Source organism: Serratia sp. PL7, from assembly GCF_945957435.1.
The window spans coordinates 197,573-215,748 of sequence record NZ_CAMFLB010000013.1 but is presented as its reverse complement, the minus strand read 5'-3'; the positions used below and the strand labels follow the sequence as shown (position 1 = coordinate 215,748).

Sequence of the window (18,176 nt, the reverse complement as noted above, 5' to 3'; positions counted from 1 at the left end):
TCCACGGCGTCCAGCCATAGCAACCCCCGGTTAACGGGCAACGCAGCTCCCACGACGGAGTTGTGATAATAAAAACTGGAGTTTATACACATGACCAACATCACTAAGAAGTCCCTGCTGGCAGCAGGCATTATTGCGGCGCTAGGCTTTACGGCGGCAGGAACTGCTTTTGCGGCTGATGTGCCAGCAGGCGTACAGCTGGCAGACAAGCAGGAAATCGTTAAGAACAACGGTTCCGAAGTACAATCCCTAGACCCGCACAAGATCGAAGGCGTGCCTGAAAACAACGTGACGCGCGATCTGATGGAAGGGTTGGCAAATAACAGCCTGGATGGCTCAGTGGTGCCGGGGGCTGCAGAAAGCTGGGACAACAAAGATTTTAAAGTGTGGACCTTCCACCTGCGTAAAGACGCCAAATGGTCGAACGGTGAGCCGGTAACGGCACAAGATTTCGTGTATAGCTGGCAGCGTTTGGTTGATCCAAAAACCGCCTCTCCTTATGCCAGCTATCTGCAATATGCCCACGTAGAAAACGTGGATGACATCATCGCGGGTAAAAAAGACAAATCGACGCTGGGCGTGAAAGCCATCGACGATCATACCTTCCAGGTGACGCTGACCGAGCCGGTTCCGTATCTGGTAGAAATGACCCCGCACTACGCCATGAAGCCGGTGAATAAAGAAGCGGTAGAGAAGTTTGGTGAAAAGTGGACCTTGCCACAGAACTACGTCAGCAACGGCGCATACAAGCTGAAAGACTGGGTGGTTAACGAACGTATCGTGCTGGAACGTAACCCGCAATACTGGGATAACGCCAAAACTATCATTAATAAAGTCACCTTCCTGCCGATCGCTTCAGAAGTCACTGACGTCAACCGCTACCGTACCGGCGAAATCGACATGACCTATAACAACATGCCGATCGAACTGTTCCAGAAGCTGAAAAAAGAGATCCCGAACGAAGTGCACGTTGATCCTTACCTGTGTACTTATTACTACGAAATCAACAACCAAAAAGCACCGTTCACCGATGCTCGCGTTCGTGAAGCGCTGAAGCTGGGGATGGATCGCGACATTATCGTCAACAAGGTGAAGAACCAGGGTGACCTGCCAGCTTACAGCTTTACTCCTCCTTACACCGACGGTGCCAAGTTGACCCCGCCAGAGTGGTTTGGCTGGACGCAGGAAAAGCGTAATGAAGAAGCCAAAAAACTGCTGGCCGAAGCCGGTTATGGCCCAGGCAAACCGCTGACCTTCTCATTGCTGTACAACACTTCCGATCTGCATAAGAAACTGGCCATTGCTGCCGCGTCTATCTGGAAGAAAAACCTGGGTGTGGACGTGAAGCTGGTGAACCAGGAGTGGAAAACCTTCCTGGATACACGCCATCAGGGCACCTATGACGTATCACGTGCTGGCTGGTGTGCCGACTACAACGAACCAAGCTCCTTCTTGAACATGATGTTGTCGGACAGTAGCAGTAACACTCCGCACTATAAGAGTGCAGAATTCGACAAGTTGATGGCTAACGTGTTGACGGCGAAAACCAAAGAAGAGCGTGCCGGCCTGTATCAGAAAGCCGAAGTTCAGCTGGATAAAGACTCTGCTATCGTTCCGCTTTATTACTATGTGAATGCTCGCCTGGTGAAACCTTACGTGGGGGGTTACTCCGGCAAAGACCCACTTGATAACGTTTACGATAAAAACCTGTACATCATCAAGCATTGATGCGGCCAGGGCTGGCGACACGGGTCGCCAGCCTATTTTAAGACTATAAGCCGTTATCAGGCTCAAGCACAGGGTTAGGGCAATGCTTAAATTTATCTTTCGTCGCTTGTTAGAGGCGATCCCGACACTATTTATCCTCATCACCATCTCGTTCTTTATGATGCGTCTTGCACCCGGTAGCCCATTTACCGGTGAGCGCGCGCTGCCACCTGAAGTATTGGCTAACATTGAAGCCAAATATCACCTTAACGATCCGATCTGGAAACAGTACGGGCATTATTTGGTGCAACTGTCGAAAGGCGATTTCGGCCCTTCGTTCAAATACAAAGATTATTCGGTCAATGACCTGGTCAAGGCATCTTTCCCGGTCTCTGCCAAACTGGGCTTCGCCGCATTTGTACTGGCGGTGGTGCTGGGAGTGAGCGCTGGCGTCATTGCTGCGTTGAAGCAGAATACCAAGTGGGACTATACGGTGATGGGGTTCGCCATGACCGGTGTGGTGATCCCCAGCTTTGTTGTCGCCCCCTTACTGGTGTTGATATTCGCCATCACCTTGAAGTGGTTGCCCGGTGGGGGCTGGAATGGTGGGGCGTTGAAGTTCATGATCCTGCCTATGGTGGCACTGTCTTTGGCTTATATCGCCAGCATCGCCCGTATCACCCGTGGCTCGATGATTGAAGTGTTGCACTCCAACTTTATCCGTACCGCCCGTGCCAAAGGTTTGCCGATGCGCCGTATCATTCTGCGCCACGCATTAAAACCTGCGCTGCTGCCGGTGCTGTCGTATATGGGGCCCGCGTTTGTCGGGATTATCACCGGTTCGATGGTAATTGAAACCATCTACGGCCTGCCAGGAATTGGTCAGTTGTTCGTTAACGGTGCACTGAACCGTGACTATTCGCTGGTGTTGAGCCTGACCATTCTGGTCGGCGGCTTGACCATCCTGTTTAACGCGATCGTTGACGTGCTGTATGCCGTGATCGATCCGAAAATCCGTTACTAAGCTGGAGCACGCAAGATGTTGACGAAAAAGAACAGCGAAGCTCTGGAAAACTTCAGCGAACAGCTGGAAGTTGAAGGGCGCAGTCTGTGGCAGGATGCTCGTCGCCGCTTTATGCACAACCGTGCGGCGGTGACCAGCCTGTTTGTGTTAGCGCTGATCACCCTGTTTGTGATCTGTGCCCCCTGGCTGTCGCAGTTTGCTTATGATGACACCGATTGGGCAATGATGTCCGCCGCGCCTAACCTGGAGTCGGGGCACTATTTCGGTACTGACTCCTCAGGGCGTGACCTGCTGGTGCGCGTGGCCATTGGTGGACGCATCTCGCTGATGGTGGGCGTGGCTGCGGCGCTGGTGGCTGTGGTACTAGGCACCTTGTACGGTTCTCTGTCTGGCTATCTGGGCGGCAAGATCGACTCGGTGATGATGCGTTTGCTGGAGATCCTGAACTCCTTCCCGTTTATGTTCTTTGTGATCCTGCTGGTGACCTTCTTTGGGCAAAATATCCTGCTGATCTTTGTGGCGATCGGCATGGTGTCGTGGCTGGATATGGCACGTATCGTGCGCGGGCAGACGCTCAGCCTTAAACGTAAAGAGTTTATCGAAGCGGCGCTGGTGTGCGGCGTATCGACTCGCAATATCGTCCTGCGGCATATCGTGCCGAACGTACTGGGCGTGGTGGTGGTATACGCCTCGCTGCTGGTGCCGAGCATGATCCTGTTTGAGTCCTTCCTCAGCTTCCTGGGGCTAGGCACTCAGGAGCCGTTGAGCAGTTGGGGCGCATTGTTGAGCGATGGCGCCAACTCGATGGAAGTCTCGCCGTGGTTGCTGCTGTTCCCAGCCTGTTTCCTGGTTATCACTCTGTTTTGTTTCAACTTTATCGGCGATGGCCTGCGTGATGCCCTCGACCCGAAAGATCGTTAAGGAGTGCAACCATGAGCATTAATTCTCAACCACAAAACGGACTGCTGCTGGACGTCAAAGATCTGCGTGTGACGTTCGGTACGCCAGACGGCGATGTCACCGCGGTGAACGATCTCAACTTCGATCTACGCGCGGGTGAAACCTTGGGTATCGTTGGGGAGTCGGGTTCCGGCAAGTCACAGACGGCATTTGCGTTGATGGGCCTGCTGGCCAGCAATGGCCGCATCGGTGGCTCGGCAAAATTCAACGGACGTGAAATTCTCAACCTGCCAGAAAGCCAGCTCAACAAGCTGCGGGCCGAAGAGATCTCGATGATCTTCCAAGACCCGATGACCTCATTGAACCCTTATATGCGGGTTGGCGAGCAGTTGATGGAAGTGCTGATGCTGCATAAGAAAATGAGCAAAAGCGAGGCGTTTGAAGAGTCGGTCCGCATGCTGGATGCGGTCAAAATGCCGGAAGCCCGTAAGCGTATGCGTATGTATCCGCATGAGTTTTCCGGCGGGATGCGCCAGCGCGTGATGATCGCCATGGCGTTGCTATGTCGGCCAAAACTGCTGATTGCCGATGAGCCAACCACGGCGCTAGACGTTACCGTGCAGGCACAGATCATGACGCTGCTAAACGAACTGAAGCGTGAATTCAATACGGCGATCATCATGATCACCCATGATTTGGGCGTTGTTGCCGGGATCTGCAACAAGGTCTTGGTGATGTACGCTGGCCGCACCATGGAATACGGTAGCGCTCGCGATGTGTTTTATCATCCGAGCCACCCGTATTCCATCGGCCTGCTCAATGCGGTGCCACGTCTGGATGCCGAAGGTGAAGCGTTGATGACCATCCCTGGTAATCCGCCGAACCTGCTGCGTTTGCCAAAAGGCTGTCCGTTCCAACCGCGTTGTCCGTATGCGATGGAGCAGTGCGCGAGTGCTCCGCCATTGGAGCAGTTTGGTGAGGGGCGCCTGCGCGCCTGTTTCAAGCCAGTGGAGGCGTTGGTATGACCGCAACCGATAAAAGAGTGCTGCTGGAAGTCGCAGACCTGAAAGTTCACTTTGATATTCATGATGACAAGCAGTGGTTCTGGCAGGCACCTAAAACGCTGAAGGCGGTGGACGGTGTCACCGTGCGTCTGTTCGAAGGCGAAACGCTAGGGGTGGTAGGGGAGTCAGGCTGCGGTAAATCCACCTTCGCACGGGCAATTATCGGCCTGGTGAAGGCGACCAGTGGCCGCGTTGCCTGGTTGGGCAAAGATCTGCTGGGCATGAGCGATGCCGACTGGCGCAAGACGCGCAGCGATATTCAGATGATTTTCCAGGATCCGCTGGCCTCGCTGAACCCGCGTATGACCATCGGTGAGATCATTGCCGAACCGCTGCGTACCTATAATCCGAAAATGCCGCGTCAGGAAGTGAAGGATAAAGTTAAAGCGATGATGTTGAAGGTGGGCCTGTTGCCGAACCTGATCAACCGTTATCCGCATGAATTCTCCGGCGGGCAGTGCCAGCGTATTGGCATCGCCCGCGCCTTGATCCTGGAACCGAAACTGGTGATTTGTGATGAGCCGGTCTCCGCCTTGGACGTGTCTATTCAGGCGCAGGTGGTGAATCTGTTGCAGCAATTGCAGCGCGAGATGGGGTTATCGCTAATCTTTATCGCTCACGATCTGGCGGTGGTTAAACACATTTCCGATCGGGTGCTGGTGATGTATTTAGGCCATGCGGTGGAGCTGGGCACCTATGATGAAGTCTATCATAACCCGCAGCACCCCTATACCAAGGCGCTGATGTCGGCGGTTCCGGTGCCGGATCCTGACAAGGAGAAGGAAAAGCAGATCCAACTGCTGGAAGGGGAACTGCCATCGCCAATCAATCCACCTTCGGGCTGTGTATTCCGCACCCGTTGCCCGATTGCCGGACCGGAATGCGCTAAAACGCGTCCATTGCTGGAAGGCAGCTTCCGTCATGCGGTATCGTGCCTGAAAGTTGATCCGTTGTAATGGGTTGATTAATAATAAAAAACCTGCCATTTGGCAGGTTTTTTTATACCGTTAACCGGCTTATTCTTTCCACAAAATGTGGCACAGCTTGTTATCTTTCTCGCGGCAGATCAGCACGCGGGCAAAGACATCGTTGATAGGCTCGCCATCGCTGTCCGCCAGGCCGATAACGACCTCGGCAAAAAAGTCCGGATTCAGATCGTAATCCACGTGCTCCTGCCAGTCCTCTGCCGGATCGTACAGCTCGGCACCGCCGCGCTCTTCAAACTGTAAATTGAACAGCAGAATATCCGCGGGATCCAGATTGTCGCCGGCCAACTCCAGGAAGATGTCGTAGGCTTGTTCCAGCGTTTCATCTTCGGTAAGGCGATTATTCAAGTCCATATAAAAATCCTGATAACAAATGATTTGAGGTTATTAAACCATGCTCGTTGCCGCTTTTACAGCAACGGGCTGAAAAAGTAAAACAGGCGTTCGACCAGGCGGTGCCAGTAAGGGCGCTTCAACCATTGCTTGGCGTCCAACAGCTGCGAGCGGGCGATGTAATCATCTTGCACGCAGGCCAGATCGGCACCAAAACCGCTGTCGTCAATCACCAGGGTGATCTCAAAGTTCAGCCACAGGCTGCGCATATCCAGATTGACCGTGCCGACCAGGCTGAGCTGGCCATCGACCAACACGCTCTTGGTGTGCAACAACCCGCCTTCAAACTGATAAATCTTCACGCCCGCTTCCAGCAGTTCTGAGAAGAAGGCTCGGCTGGCCCAGCGCACCATCATTGAGTCGTTGTTGCGTGGGACGATAATGCTGACGTCAACGCCACGCAGCGCTGCCGTGCAGATGGCGTGCAGCAGATCGTCGCTTGGCACCAGGTAGGGAGTGGTCATGATCAACTGTTCACGCGCAGAATAGACCGCCGTCAACAGCGCCTGATGGATCATCTCTTCCGGGAAGCCCGGGCCGGAGGCAATAACCTGGATGGTGTGGCCGCTTTCCTGTTCAAACGGCATGATATTCACGTCTGGCGGCGGTGGTAGAATGCGCTTGCCGGTTTCGATCTCCCAGTCACAGGCGTAAACGATACCCATCGTGGTTGCCACCGGGCCTTCCATACGTGCCATCAGGTCGATCCATTGACCAACCCCGGCATCCTGCTTGAAGAAGCGTGGATCGACCATATTCATACTGCCGGTGTAGGCGATGTAATTGTCGATCAGCACCACTTTGCGATGTTGTCTCAGGTCCATACGCCGCAGGAATACGCGGAACAGGTTAACCTTGAGTGACTCAACCACTTCGATACCGGCGTTACGCATCATGCTGGGATAAGGGCTGCGGAAGAACTGTACGCTGCCAGCCGAGTCCAGCATCAAACGGCAATGTACGCCACGGCGTGCGGCGGCCATCAATGATTCGGCAACCTGATCGACCAGCCCACCGGGCTGCCAGATGTAAAACACCATCTCGATATTATGACGTGCCAGCTCGATATCCCGCACCAGGGCATTCATCGTTGAATCGGTGGTCGTCAGCAGCTGTAGCTGATTGCCTTTGACGCCATCAATACCCTGGCGGTGGTGGCAAAGCTGGAACAGCGGGCGGGCCACTTCACTATATTCGGTAGCAAAAATCCGGCTGCTTCCTTTAAGCTCATTCAACCAGCGAGCGGTTGAGGGCCACATGGCCTTGGCTCTCTCTGCGCGGCGCTTGCCAAGGTGCAGTTCGCCAAAGGATAAATAAGCAACGATACCGACCAATGGCAGAATATAGATCACCAGCAGCCAGGCCATGGCCGAAGGCACGGTGCGTCGTTTCATCAGAATACGCAATGTGACCCCGGCGATAAGCAGCCAGTAGCCAAACACCAAGAGCCAACTAATTACGGTATAAAAGGTTGTCATAAAGGCAAAAATTTCCGTTCGTAAGCCACCAATAATGAGTGTACGCACAGAACAACAAAGGTGAAACCTTTTCTCGGTAGTTAAGTTACATAAAAATGATTGACTAAAGGGACTTGCTGAAAATAAAAACCATACTTTTTGTCGTCTGTGGGAGGGTGACGGTGGTCAACGCTCGACTTGGATCGCGCGTTGAAAGGGCTATAATGCCGGCGGTTGGCATTGATGGGTAACGTAAAATGAGACGCAGTAGAAATGAAGTGGGCCGCTGGAGGATGTTACGGCAGAGCCAGCGGCGCAGGCACCGTTGGCTGGAGCGCCAGTCGTGCAGCAATCGGCATATCATTCGTGTTCGCCGTCGTTTAGACGATCAACATCGCAGAGCATTATTGTTCGTTGTGGCTTATGAGTGGTAAAAAAAAGAACAGCCCGTAACGGGCTGTTCTGCTATTTGCTGGACCTGGATTATTTACCCAGATAGGCGTTCAACATCCACACCTGTTTTTCCTGCTCTTTGATGTAATCGCTCATCAGTGAAGAGGTACCTTCGTCACCGGCCTCTGCGGCCAGCGTCAGTAGTTCGCGCTGTTGTTGCAACAAAATGGCGTAACCTTCCAGCAAGCCGCGCAGGGTGCCTTTATCGTCGGTCACATTGGTGTCTTCCTTGATATCCGCCGTTTTCAGATAGTCACTGAAGGCGTGGCGAGGCTGTGAACCCAGAGTCAGAATACGCTCTGCCAGCTCATCCACCTTGGTCAGCAGGTCATTGTAGGTTTCTTCAAACTTGACGTGCAGTTCAAAGAAGTGCGGGCCGGAAATATTCCAATGGTAACCGCGCACGTTCATGTACAGCACCTGGTAGTTAGCCAGTAGGGCGTTCAGTGCTTCAGAGAGTTTTGCTGATTGTTTGGTGTCCAGGCCGATATGAGTCTTGGTCGCTTTCTTTGCCGTTGCCATAATAATCTTCTCCTGATTTTTTGTTTCGATTATCTAGATTGATATCCATACAAAACAGGTTAACCGGATCTATCATAAGGTTAAAGTTGCTACTAAGCATCAATTCAATCGCTCAAACCAATTTACCCGTCGTCTTTCAAGCCGCAGCGTTGTTACTTGAGCAAGCCACAAAAGTATAAGAAGACAACCGATATTCCTCAACCGGCTTGAGTGGGCGCTGCATACAGCGCCCACTTAACGTTAGCGATTAAAATAATGTGGTGACTTTTTGCGCAAAGCAAACTTTAATACCCCGGCACTCAGGGTAGTCAGCAGCGCTGCCGCGATCAGTACGGCAATAAAGGCCTGATCAAAGGCACCTCTAGCCAGCTGGGTCAGCCTTTCTGCGCTATCCGCCCCCATGTTTCCGGCTAACCGTAACGCCTCATCAATGCTGTCATAAGCGAGATCGCCTGCTGGAAGATTGGCAGGCAATACCAGGCTGTGGCTATAGACCGCCGTCATCAACCCGCCCAGTAGCGTGACGCCTAACACGCCACCCAACTCCCACGAGACATCTTCAATGGCGGCGACCATGCCCGCCTTGTCTTCGGGGGCATTGAGCATAATGGCCGTTGAGGCAGCGGTGATGGCACCGCCGAGGCCAAAGCCCACCACAAACAGGCAGACCAACTGCATAATGACGTTGCCTTGATACCACAGGGCGACACCCGCAATACCTAAGGCGGTGAGAATAAAGCCGCCTACCAACATGGAGCGTTCGCCGTAACGCGGTAGCAAGGCCCCGGCCAACGGGCCAGCCAGAGCAGAGGCTACCGGAATGGGTAAAATAAACAACGCGGCCAGCAGCGGCGTCATGCCTAGCACCAACTGTAACCGTTGGCTTAACACCAGTTCGACCCCGATCAGCGCGATCATTGAAACGATCGCTACACCGACACCGCTGGCAAACAGGCGATTACGGAACAGTGAGAAATCGATCATGGGGTATTGCGCCCGTTGCTGACGGCGGACAAACAGGGTCAGGAACAGCGTACCGAGCGCCGCCGCAATGGCGAAGTCACTCAGGGAGAACGCGGGTTTGCTCAGCTCTTTCAGCGCATAGATCGACGCCACCAGGCCGAACATGATCTGTAGCGAGCTAATAAAGTCGCAGGGGCGTTGGCTGTCTCCACCGCAACGAGGGATCAGATAGACCGCCAGCGGCAGGACCAGCATCACCACCGGCACGTTGATCAGAAATACCGAGCCCCACCAGAAATAGGACAGCAGAACGCCGCCTACCACCGGGCCAAGCGCGGCGGCACCGGAGGCCACTGCGGCCCAGATGCCAATTGCCAGCGCACGCTCACGCTCATCGGTAAAGACGTGGCGCACGATGGATAGCGTGGCAGGCATCATCATCGCGGCCCCGATGGCCAGGAAAGCCCGTGACGCAATCAGCAGCTCGGCACTGGGGGAGAACGCGGCGCACAGTGAGGCCAAGGCAAAGACCGGCAAACCGGCGATAAACATTTTCTTGTGGCCAAGACGGTCGCTTAACATGCCAGCTCCGGGCAGCAGGCCAGCAACCACCAACGGGTAGGCGTTAACGATCCACAGTTTTTGCGAAGCTGTGGCATCCAATGCCTGGGTCAGGCGCGGCAACGCGGTGTAAAGCACCGTCATATCAGTAATGATTAAAAATAGCGCACTGGAGATCATTGCCAGGATCAGCCAGCGGTTTTGGGCGTGCATAAAGAGTATCCTAGTAAACCGATGACGCGGCTGCGTCACCTTACGGTAACCACCCGGTAGCACCGGTGGTATACTGCTATAATATAAATCCATACGTACGTATTGAAAAGGGGCTTTCTCAATGGGGCGTCAACGGAGTATCGATCGTGACAAGGTGCTGGATACCGCAGAAGAGATTGTGGCGACCCAAGGTGCAGCAGGGTTAACCATCGATTCGGTGGCTAAAGCCATGGGGATCTCCAAGGGGGGAGTGCAATATTGCTTTGGTAGCAAAGATGCGCTTATCGATGCGATGTTTGACCGTTGGGGCAAGGTTTATGAGCAGGTTTTTGACGATATCGCGGGCAGCGATCCGGACCCGTTAACCATCGTCCAGGCGCATATGCAGGCTACCCGTAGTTCGGATCAGGCTTCCAGCGCCAAGGCGGCCGGGTTGATGGCGACGTTAATTCAGACGCCAGAACATCTGGACAGTACGCGAGAATGGTATCGCAGCCGCATAGCAGGTTTGGATCTGACCACCGAAGCGGGGAGAAAGGCGCGCCTGGCCTTCTTGGCTACCGAGGGAGCCTTCATGCTGCGCTTCTTCGGCTTCATGGATATTACTCAGCAGGAATGGGAGGCGATGTTTGCCGATCTACAAAAGTGGGTTCTTACCGATACGGCTCGCAATGGTTGACCTATCACACTGATAGATGGCGATCGCTCCGCTTGGCGAGTATGTTTAGCGAATAAAGATATTCCCTCGAAGAACCCACTTTTAGCCAGCCACCTCCGTGCTGGCTTTTTTTTGCTTAAAATACCTGCTTGAACGGTTTCACCGTGACTTCGCCGTATACGCCAGCGTCTACGTACGGGTCTTGTGATGCCCAGGATTTTGCCGCCTCCAGCGAAGGGAACTCGGCGATCACGGTAGAACCGGTAAATCCAGCCTGGCCTGGATCGTTGCTATCGATAGCCGGGTTAGGGCCAGCGACCACCAACCGGCCTTCATCACGCAGCGCTTGCAGGCGAGCCAGATGGGTGGGGCGAACGGCCATGCGCTGTTCCAGCGTGCCAGGTACGTCTTGTGCGTAGATCAGATAAAGCATATTTCACCTTTAAAATCATTGCCATACAACGGTAATCACAAAGTAGCGCAAAACCTGTGACAAGGGAATGCCAATCCAGATAAAAATTCATTACCGTGCTGAGGATAACGGCGTGTGCTGGGAATGACGAGTGAGGGGACATAGTGGTTAACAATCCGTATGAAAAGCTCAATAAAAGGCTAATTAAACGTTAATATCCCTATGAGTTTGCTGGTTTTAGCGCCTAATGATGCCGATTAAAGCGATAGTTTGTCTTTCGTTATTGAATATGATTGCTATTTGCATTTAAACTTGGCGCACCAGAGGAAACAGAATCATTATGCCGCTAAACAAAATGTTCCTTATTCGCCGAATTTCCGTGCCAATTGTCCTCTCCGTTGGTTTGCACAGTGCCCTGGTGGCCGCCTTGCTCTACGCTTCCGTCAACGAAGTGTTGGAGCTGCCTAAGCAGGAAGATGCCCCTATCAGCGTCATGATGGTGAATATGACCGCGTTGGCAGAACCGCCACCGCCGGCTGCGGCGGAACCGGAGCCGCAGGTAGAACCTGAGCCAGAACCAGAACCGATCCCGGAGCCCGAGCCGCCACCGCCAGTACCGGTAGCCATTCCTAAACCGGAGCCGGAGAAACCCAAGCCGAAGTCAAAACCGAAGCCGAAGGTAGAGAAGCCGGTCAAGCGTGAAGTGAAAAAGACCGAACCGCGTGAACCTTCGCCGTTCGACAATCAATCCGAAGCCAAGCCGATCGATAAGGCACCGGTTAAACAGGCACCATCAGCACCCGCGCCGGGGACTTCCCGTGAGTTGGGGCCGAAAGCTCTGAGCATCGGCAAACCGATGTATCCACCTCGCGCCCAGGCGTTGCAGATTGAAGGCAAGGTCAAGGTTCAGTTCGATGTCGATAGTGACGGGCGTGTGACTAACGTGCGTATTCTGTCTGCGGAACCACGTAATATGTTCGAGCGTGAGGTGAAGCAGGCAATGCGTAAATGGCGCTATGAAGCCAAAACCGCGCAGAACCTGACGAAGACCATCGTCTTCAAAATGGAAGGTTCAACGGTCGAGTAAGCAATAAAAAAGGTCGCGTTTGCGACCTTTTTGCTATCTGGCGTAGGCTTACTCGCCAACGCGGAAGTTCATCTTGCCGTCTGGCAGGGCACGAGGGCTACCGCCGTCATCTACCGCTACATAGGTAAAGACCGCTTCCGTGGCACGGTAGCGTTGGCCGATTGGGGCAGAAGACACTTTCTTGACCCAAACTTCCACATTGATGGTAATCGAGCTGCGGCCACTGCGGATACAGTTGGCATAGCAGCACACCACGTCACCTACAGCGACCGGTTTGAGAAAGGTCATGCCGTCTACCCGCACGGTTACCACGCGCCCTTCGGCTATCTCTTTGGCCAGGATCGCGCCGCCGATGTCCATTTGCGACATCAGCCAGCCGCCAAAGATATCGCCGTTGGCATTGGTATCTGCCGGCATGGCCAGCGTACGCAGCACCAGCTCACCGCTAGGCAAAGGTCGTTGTTCGGCCATTATTTCTTCTGCTCTTCAGGCATATGACGGTAAATATAGATCCCGCTCAACAGGGTGAAGACCAGCGTCAGCACGGTCAGGCCAAATACCTTGAAGTTAACCCAAACGTCCTGCGGCATCCAGAATGCCACATAGATATTGGCCAAGCCGCAGGCCAGGAAGAACAGGGCCCAGGCAATGTTAAGGTGGTTCCAGACGCTGTCCGGCAGGGTCAGCTCTTTACCGAGCATGCGTTGGATCAGCGGCTTTTTCAGTATCAGCTGGCTGATCAGCAGCGCCAGGGCAAACAGGGTGTAGATGACCGTGACCTTCCATTTGATAAACAGGTCGTTGTGAAACACCAGGGTCAAGGTGCCGAATACGGCGACCATGGCAAAGGTGATCAGCGTCATCTTCTCTACCTTGCGATATTTCAGCCAGGTAAAGACCAGTGCCAGGGCGGTGGCGACGATCAAGGCACCCGAGGCGACGTAGATATCGTAAAGCTTATAAAAGGCAAAAAAGACAATCAGGGGTAGAAAATCAAGAAACTGCTTCATAAATCAATCCATCAAAGGTTCATCGGGCGACTATACCGGATTTGGCCCGTTCTGTGTATCGCACTAAAGGGCAGATTATCGGTGTTCGTCCGCTAGATTGCTGCTGTAAACACCAGAATTTGCATAAACTTACGATTGTTACCGTCGGTTATTTGCAAGCGCAGGGTGTACGACGCATATTAAGCATAATAATAGCCGCATAATTTACCATGGAAAATAGCTATGCAGTGGAAGTCTCTGCGGGCGTGGACGCCCGGTTTGACGCATTTGTTAGGATATGAACGCAGTTGGTTGAAACCGGATATTCGTGCGGGGTTATCGGTCGCCGCGGTAGCTTTACCGGTAGCGATTGCCTATGCCGAATTGGCCGGTGTCAGCCCGGTGGTCGGGCTTTACTCCTGTATTTTACCGATGATCGCCTATGCCATTTTTGGCTCGTCGCGGCAGTTGATTGTCGGGCCGGATGCGGCAACCTGTGCGGTGATTGCTGCCGTGGTGACTCCGCTTGCCGCAGGAAGTATGGAGCTGCACTGGCAGCTCACCATCATGATGACCGCCATGACGGGGGGGTGGTGTTTGCTGGCCAGCCGCTTCCGGCTCGGGGCCTTGGCAGACCTGCTTTCGCGCCCGATCCTCAGCGGATTGCTGAACGGCGTGGCGGTCACCATCATCGTCGATCAGATCGGTAAAGTGCTGGGGTTCGGTACGCCACCGGCGCAGCTGATTGAGCGTATTTATGCCTTGCCCGGCAACATTCTGCACAGCGATTGGCCGACGATGGGCATTTCATTGCTTACGCTGACGATGCTGGTGGGGGTTAAAAAGTTGCGGCCTAACTGGCCTGCGCCGTTGTTTGCCATCGTGTTGGTCGCCTTTATCACCTGGGCGGGTAATTTGCAGCAGCACGGTATTATTACCGTAGGGGGCTTCAGCGGCATGCTGCCTATCGTCCAGTGGCCGGATTTTCAGCCGGGCTTACTGCGTGACATGGTGATACCGGCGCTCAACCTGGCGGTGGTCAGCTTTGTCAGCATGATGCTCACGGCGCGCAGCTTTGCGGCGAAAAATGGCTACGAGGTTAATGCTGATGCGGAGTTCCGTGCGCTGGGGCTGGTAAACATTGTTTCCGCGCTGTCGCAAGGGTTTGCCATCAGCGGGGCCGATTCGCGTACGGCGGTAAACGATGCCAATGGCGGCAAGAGCCAGCTGGTATCAATTATTGCTGCCATTGTCATTGGCATTGTGCTGCTGTTCCTGACTTCGCCGCTGCAATTTATTCCGGTGGCCGGATTAGGTGTGGTGCTGATGTACGCCGCCTGGTCGTTGATCGACATTCGCGGCATCTGGATCCTGCGCAAGCGTAACGCCCAGGCGTTCAGGTTGGCGGCTTTCACCTTCGTCAGCGTGCTGCTGGTGGGGGTGATCAGCGGCATTGGCTTGGCGGTATTGCTTGGCCTGATGCAGTTTCTCCGCACCGTGTTCCGCCCTACGGAGCAATTGCTGGGAGTCAATGAGGAAGGCATGATCCACTCAATGGGCAACAACAACGGGGTGAAGGCGGTGCAGGGCGTGATGATGTACCGCTTTAACTCCCCGCTGACCTATTTTAACGTGGCCTACTTCAAACGGCGCATCCTCAATCTGGTCGACAGTACGCCGTTCCAGCCGCGATGGGTGGTGGTTGATGCGGTGGCCAGCTTTACCCATGCGGATATCAGCGTACTGGCGGCCATTGATGAGCTAAAACGTGATTTGTTACAGCGTAACGTAAAGCTGGTGCTGGCCGGACGGCGCACTGAGTTAACACGCTGGTTCCGTATCAATCAGGTGGGGCGTGATAAGGATCTGATCCTGGTGCCCGACCTTTATCTGGCACTCAAGCTGATACAAAGTAAGGAACAGGCCGAACCGGGTACGGCACAGTAAATAAAAAGGGCACGCTAAAAGCGTGCCATTAAACGTCAACTGACCCGGTTTATCTTTTATCCAAGGACACGCCAGAAGCGGGCGCAGTGTCCCGCAGTAGCATATACAGCCGGAACAGATAAATCAGCAGTAGGGCAGAAACCAGATTGCTTAAAGCCGTCAGCACTATGCTGGCAACGTGTGGCGTCAACACAGACAAATGACTGACCATAAACAGCACCAGCAGCTTGGCCGCCAACCACAGCATCATCGCCGGTACGATCACCCGCGCGTTGGCAAAGGCCAGCTTGCAGCTCAGCTTCAGTGAGGCAAACATGCCTTTCCCATCGGCCACAGAAATCACCGGGGCCAACGAGAACGAGATCGCCATGATTACCCCGGGCACGACGAACAGCGTCAGGCCAAGCTGAGTCAGCAAGGTGCAGACAAACAACAGCAACAGTAAACGCGGCAATAGCGGGGCAGATATCCCGATAGCCCGCAGCGCACTGGTACGCTGGCCTTCGGAAACCAGGCGGATCAGCGTCAACATGCCCCCCACCAGTAGCACGTTACCCACTAAAGCGGAAATCGTGGCGGCGGCGGACACTTTCAACAGCACCATCTGCTGTTCAGGCGTCATTTGCTGAATAATTTCCTGGATCCCCATGCCGGCACCGGCGTTGGAGGCCAAATCACTTTCCGTCGCGGTCAGGATCTTCAACTGCTCGATATCGGGGCTAAACGCCTGATTAAGCAGCACAGAAATGAATGCGGTCAGCAGTGCCAACAGCACAATGCTGGCAACCTGATTACGGAAAAAGTTAAAACTGTCACGGTACAACGTGTTGGCCGTAATTGGCATGCTTGGCATGCAGACTCCTTGGCGTCGGGAACGTAGTTAAATCAGTGGGCGATTGTACCCTGTTCCGCGCCGCTGTGGCACCCCGCGAATGGCACTGTGCTGATTTCTTGGGCGATTATGGTCTCTGACAATGATAATGGCAGGGGAACCGGCAAGGGCGGCAGGCCGTAGCGCTCACGGGCCCGATCGCAGGCCTCATTGCGCAGGCCGTTTTCCCCGGATTGATCGAATTCGCGGCAGGGGCTAGGGCGATTGGGGTAGATCGAACAGGACACCGCCTGACCAATCTCACCCACCAGCGAGGTGCAGCGCGGGGACTTGCTGTTGGTCCCCTGCATGCAGCGCAGAAAGGGGCTCAAGGGTTCAGTTAAGGATATAGGTACCACGCCGCCGCCATCTTCCGCTTCGGCCCAATAAAATGATACTCGGAAATAACCGCAGCAGGCGCCGCAGCTGGTGCAGGGATTTTGAATTTCGCTCATCTTGATTGCCACCGACTCCTTACCGGCCCAACCAAAACCAACAGGAATGATGAAATTACGCAGAGGCATTTTTTTTAGCAACTTTTTTTGGTAACAGAAATGTAAACATGCATAAAATTTGCAACAAAAGGCGTTTATTGATTCAGATCAATTATCGATTTATTAACACCTTAGGTGGCTTTGTTTTTGGTGGGAATTTAAATTTTTACACTTAAGATGTGATCTCGATGGGATCATAAATACCTGTTAATAGGTATATTCATCGGGACTGTAAACCACACAAATGGAATGGATAATGAAAAAGACAACTCTGGTGGTGTTAGGGGCTCTGATGGCTCCTATGGTAGCAAGCGCGCATCAAGCGGGTGATTTCCTGTTCCGTGCAGGGACTGCAACTGTTCGTCCCAATGCAGGTTCGGACAACGTTTTAGGCCAAGGATCTTTCAACGCCAATAACAACACCCAGTTGGGTCTGACTTTTGGCTATATGGTGACGGACAATATCGGCGTCGAATTACTGGCTGCAACGCCGTTCCGCCATAAAGTTTCTCTGGGTGGCCCAGCGGTCAACGGGGATATTGCAACCGTTCGTCAACTGCCACCAACGCTGATGGCGCAGTACTACTTTGGCGAAAAGCAGGACAAGCTGCGTCCATACCTGGGTATTGGTGTGAACTACACCATGTTCTTCGACGAGAAATTCAACGACAACGGCAAGGATGCGGGTTTAAGCAATCTGGATCTGAAAAATTCCTGGGGTGTTGCCGGGCAGGCAGGTCTGGATTACAACCTGGATGAGCACTGGATGCTGAATATGTCGGTCTGGTGGATGAATATCGAGACCAAGGTGCGCTTTGATGCGGGTGATCAACATCAGAGCATTGATACGCGTCTGGATCCGTGGGTGTTTATGTTTGGTGCGGGTTACCGCTTCTAAGCCAGCAATAAAGGAGGCGCTGTTCGGCGCCTCCCTCTTCAGTTATTTAATGCGCATATCGTTTTCGACGGATTTAACTCCTGCCACGCCGCGTGTCACCTGAATGGCACGGTTAGCATCGGCACTGGAGCTGACAAAACCGCTCAACTGTACCCGGCCCTTAAAGGTTTCAACGCTAATCTCGGTGGATTTGATGGTTTTATCCGCCAGCAGTGCTGACTTCACTTTGGTAGTGACGACCGTATCGTCAATATAGCCGCCAGTCCCTTCTGATTTTGCCGTTGGAGCACAGGCAGAAACTGCCATAGCCAAAATAGCCGCCATGCACAGCGCCGAAAGGGTTTTAAATAGCTTCATAAATGACTCTCCTTGCATATGTTATTGTTGAAATTAAAGGCTGATTTCAATCAGCTAACGAAATCGTATGCACTGAACCACTGAATATTTAGCGGCAAATATGATTGTGGGGCAGGTTGCTGGTTTGTTCAAATTGTTTGCGAAAATATCTTTGGCAAGATTGAGGGTAAACAAAGTGTTATCACCGGATACTTTCGTAGTATCCGGTGGTTGAGGGCGG

At 53.4% G+C, this 18,176-nt stretch carries 20 protein-coding genes; 10 read left to right on the top strand and 10 right to left on the bottom strand.

The window, feature by feature from the left end; all coding sequences use genetic code 11:
* The first annotated feature begins 90 nt into the window (after positions 1 to 90).
* The 5 genes from oppA (at position 91) to oppF (ending at position 5,651) form a co-directional block, all read left to right on the top strand.
* Positions 91 to 1,728, top strand: a complete 1,638-nt coding sequence (gene oppA / locus N6G83_RS35395) for an oligopeptide ABC transporter substrate-binding protein OppA (RefSeq protein WP_074029223.1) — start codon at positions 91 to 93, stop codon at positions 1,726 to 1,728.
* Between the two features lie 82 nt (positions 1,729 to 1,810).
* The gene (gene oppB / locus N6G83_RS35390; protein WP_024528794.1) at positions 1,811 to 2,731 is read left to right on the top strand and encodes an oligopeptide ABC transporter permease OppB; all 921 of its coding nucleotides are present in this window, start codon (positions 1,811 to 1,813) and stop codon (positions 2,729 to 2,731) included.
* A gap of 15 nt (positions 2,732 to 2,746) precedes the next feature.
* Positions 2,747 to 3,652 carry an oligopeptide ABC transporter permease OppC gene (gene oppC / locus N6G83_RS35385; protein ID WP_024528795.1) on the top strand — a complete coding sequence of 302 codons (906 nt, stop codon included), beginning with the start codon at positions 2,747 to 2,749 and terminating at the stop codon, positions 3,650 to 3,652.
* 11 nt (positions 3,653 to 3,663) lie between these two features.
* Positions 3,664 to 4,656 carry an ABC transporter ATP-binding protein gene (locus tag N6G83_RS35380; RefSeq protein ID WP_065685690.1) on the top strand — a complete coding sequence of 331 codons (993 nt, stop codon included), beginning with the start codon at positions 3,664 to 3,666 and terminating at the stop codon, positions 4,654 to 4,656.
* On the top strand, positions 4,653 to 5,651 hold the full coding sequence (gene oppF, locus N6G83_RS35375) for a murein tripeptide/oligopeptide ABC transporter ATP binding protein OppF (RefSeq protein ID WP_021181234.1): 999 nt from the start codon (positions 4,653 to 4,655) through the stop codon (positions 5,649 to 5,651). The genes N6G83_RS35380 and oppF overlap by 4 nt, the downstream gene beginning before the upstream one ends.
* Positions 5,652 to 5,711: 60 nt before the next feature.
* Here oppF and N6G83_RS35370 read toward each other — a convergent pair whose 3' ends face one another.
* Together N6G83_RS35370 and cls are read right to left on the bottom strand one after the other, a co-directional pair.
* A complete protein-coding gene (locus N6G83_RS35370; RefSeq protein ID WP_021181235.1) occupies positions 5,712 to 6,035 on the bottom strand; it encodes an HI1450 family dsDNA-mimic protein in 324 nt (107 codons plus the stop codon).
* A 56-nt stretch (positions 6,036 to 6,091) separates the two neighbouring features.
* Complete coding sequence (cls, locus tag N6G83_RS35365; RefSeq protein ID WP_024529241.1) at positions 6,092 to 7,552, bottom strand: cardiolipin synthase; 1,461 nt, start codon at positions 7,550 to 7,552, stop codon at positions 6,092 to 6,094.
* A gap of 236 nt (positions 7,553 to 7,788) precedes the next feature.
* Between cls and N6G83_RS35360 the strand changes: the two genes are divergently transcribed.
* Positions 7,789 to 7,965, top strand: a complete 177-nt coding sequence (locus tag N6G83_RS35360; RefSeq protein WP_004945296.1) for a YciY family protein — start codon at positions 7,789 to 7,791, stop codon at positions 7,963 to 7,965.
* Between the two features lie 49 nt (positions 7,966 to 8,014).
* On the opposite strand, the gene N6G83_RS35355 is transcribed toward N6G83_RS35360, so the two are convergent.
* Both N6G83_RS35355 and N6G83_RS35350 read right to left on the bottom strand, forming a co-directional pair.
* Entirely contained in the window at positions 8,015 to 8,506 is a 492-nt protein-coding gene (locus N6G83_RS35355) for a Dps family protein (RefSeq protein ID WP_021181236.1), read from the bottom strand.
* Between the two features lie 240 nt (positions 8,507 to 8,746).
* Positions 8,747 to 10,243 (bottom strand): MFS transporter, encoded by a 1,497-nt coding sequence (locus N6G83_RS35350; RefSeq protein ID WP_211136042.1) that lies wholly within the window; start codon positions 10,241 to 10,243, stop codon positions 8,747 to 8,749.
* Positions 10,244 to 10,364: 121 nt separating this feature from the next.
* Between N6G83_RS35350 and N6G83_RS35345 the strand changes: the two genes are divergently transcribed.
* Positions 10,365 to 10,922 carry a TetR/AcrR family transcriptional regulator gene (locus N6G83_RS35345; RefSeq protein ID WP_065685693.1) on the top strand — a complete coding sequence of 186 codons (558 nt, stop codon included), beginning with the start codon at positions 10,365 to 10,367 and terminating at the stop codon, positions 10,920 to 10,922.
* Positions 10,923 to 11,037: 115 nt separating this feature from the next.
* On the opposite strand, the gene N6G83_RS35340 is transcribed toward N6G83_RS35345, so the two are convergent.
* Positions 11,038 to 11,334, bottom strand: a complete 297-nt coding sequence (locus N6G83_RS35340) for a YciI family protein (RefSeq protein ID WP_074029221.1) — start codon at positions 11,332 to 11,334, stop codon at positions 11,038 to 11,040.
* A gap of 319 nt (positions 11,335 to 11,653) precedes the next feature.
* Between N6G83_RS35340 and tonB the strand changes: the two genes are divergently transcribed.
* On the top strand, positions 11,654 to 12,400 hold the full coding sequence (gene tonB, locus N6G83_RS35335) for a TonB system transport protein TonB (RefSeq protein ID WP_211136043.1): 747 nt from the start codon (positions 11,654 to 11,656) through the stop codon (positions 12,398 to 12,400).
* Positions 12,401 to 12,448: 48 nt separating this feature from the next.
* On the opposite strand, the gene yciA is transcribed toward tonB, so the two are convergent.
* Positions 12,449 to 12,871 carry an acyl-CoA thioester hydrolase YciA gene (yciA, locus tag N6G83_RS35330; RefSeq protein ID WP_024529246.1) on the bottom strand — a complete coding sequence of 141 codons (423 nt, stop codon included), beginning with the start codon at positions 12,869 to 12,871 and terminating at the stop codon, positions 12,449 to 12,451.
* Positions 12,871 to 13,410 carry a septation protein A gene (locus tag N6G83_RS35325; protein WP_021181242.1) on the bottom strand — a complete coding sequence of 180 codons (540 nt, stop codon included), beginning with the start codon at positions 13,408 to 13,410 and terminating at the stop codon, positions 12,871 to 12,873. The genes yciA and N6G83_RS35325 overlap by 1 nt, the downstream gene beginning before the upstream one ends.
* Positions 13,411 to 13,632: 222 nt before the next feature.
* Between N6G83_RS35325 and N6G83_RS35320 the strand changes: the two genes are divergently transcribed.
* Positions 13,633 to 15,336, top strand: coding sequence for a SulP family inorganic anion transporter (locus tag N6G83_RS35320; RefSeq protein ID WP_024529247.1), 1,704 nt, complete (start codon positions 13,633 to 13,635; stop codon positions 15,334 to 15,336).
* Positions 15,337 to 15,385: 49 nt separating this feature from the next.
* Here the strand turns inward: N6G83_RS35320 and N6G83_RS35315 are convergent, their stop codons facing one another.
* Together N6G83_RS35315 and N6G83_RS35310 are read right to left on the bottom strand one after the other, a co-directional pair.
* Positions 15,386 to 16,180: a YciC family protein gene (locus tag N6G83_RS35315; protein WP_024529248.1), complete on the bottom strand. Its 795-nt coding sequence runs from the start codon at positions 16,178 to 16,180 to the stop codon at positions 15,386 to 15,388.
* Positions 16,181 to 16,221: 41 nt separating this feature from the next.
* Positions 16,222 to 16,662 (bottom strand): YkgJ family cysteine cluster protein, encoded by a 441-nt coding sequence (locus N6G83_RS35310; RefSeq protein WP_024529249.1) that lies wholly within the window; start codon positions 16,660 to 16,662, stop codon positions 16,222 to 16,224.
* 295 nt (positions 16,663 to 16,957) lie between these two features.
* Between N6G83_RS35310 and ompW the strand changes: the two genes are divergently transcribed.
* Positions 16,958 to 17,599: an outer membrane protein OmpW gene (ompW, locus tag N6G83_RS35305; protein WP_024529250.1), complete on the top strand. Its 642-nt coding sequence runs from the start codon at positions 16,958 to 16,960 to the stop codon at positions 17,597 to 17,599.
* A 42-nt stretch (positions 17,600 to 17,641) separates the two neighbouring features.
* On the opposite strand, the gene N6G83_RS35300 is transcribed toward ompW, so the two are convergent.
* Positions 17,642 to 17,956 (bottom strand): BON domain-containing protein, encoded by a 315-nt coding sequence (locus tag N6G83_RS35300; RefSeq protein ID WP_024529251.1) that lies wholly within the window; start codon positions 17,954 to 17,956, stop codon positions 17,642 to 17,644.
* Between the last annotated feature and the right edge of the window lie 220 nt (positions 17,957 to 18,176).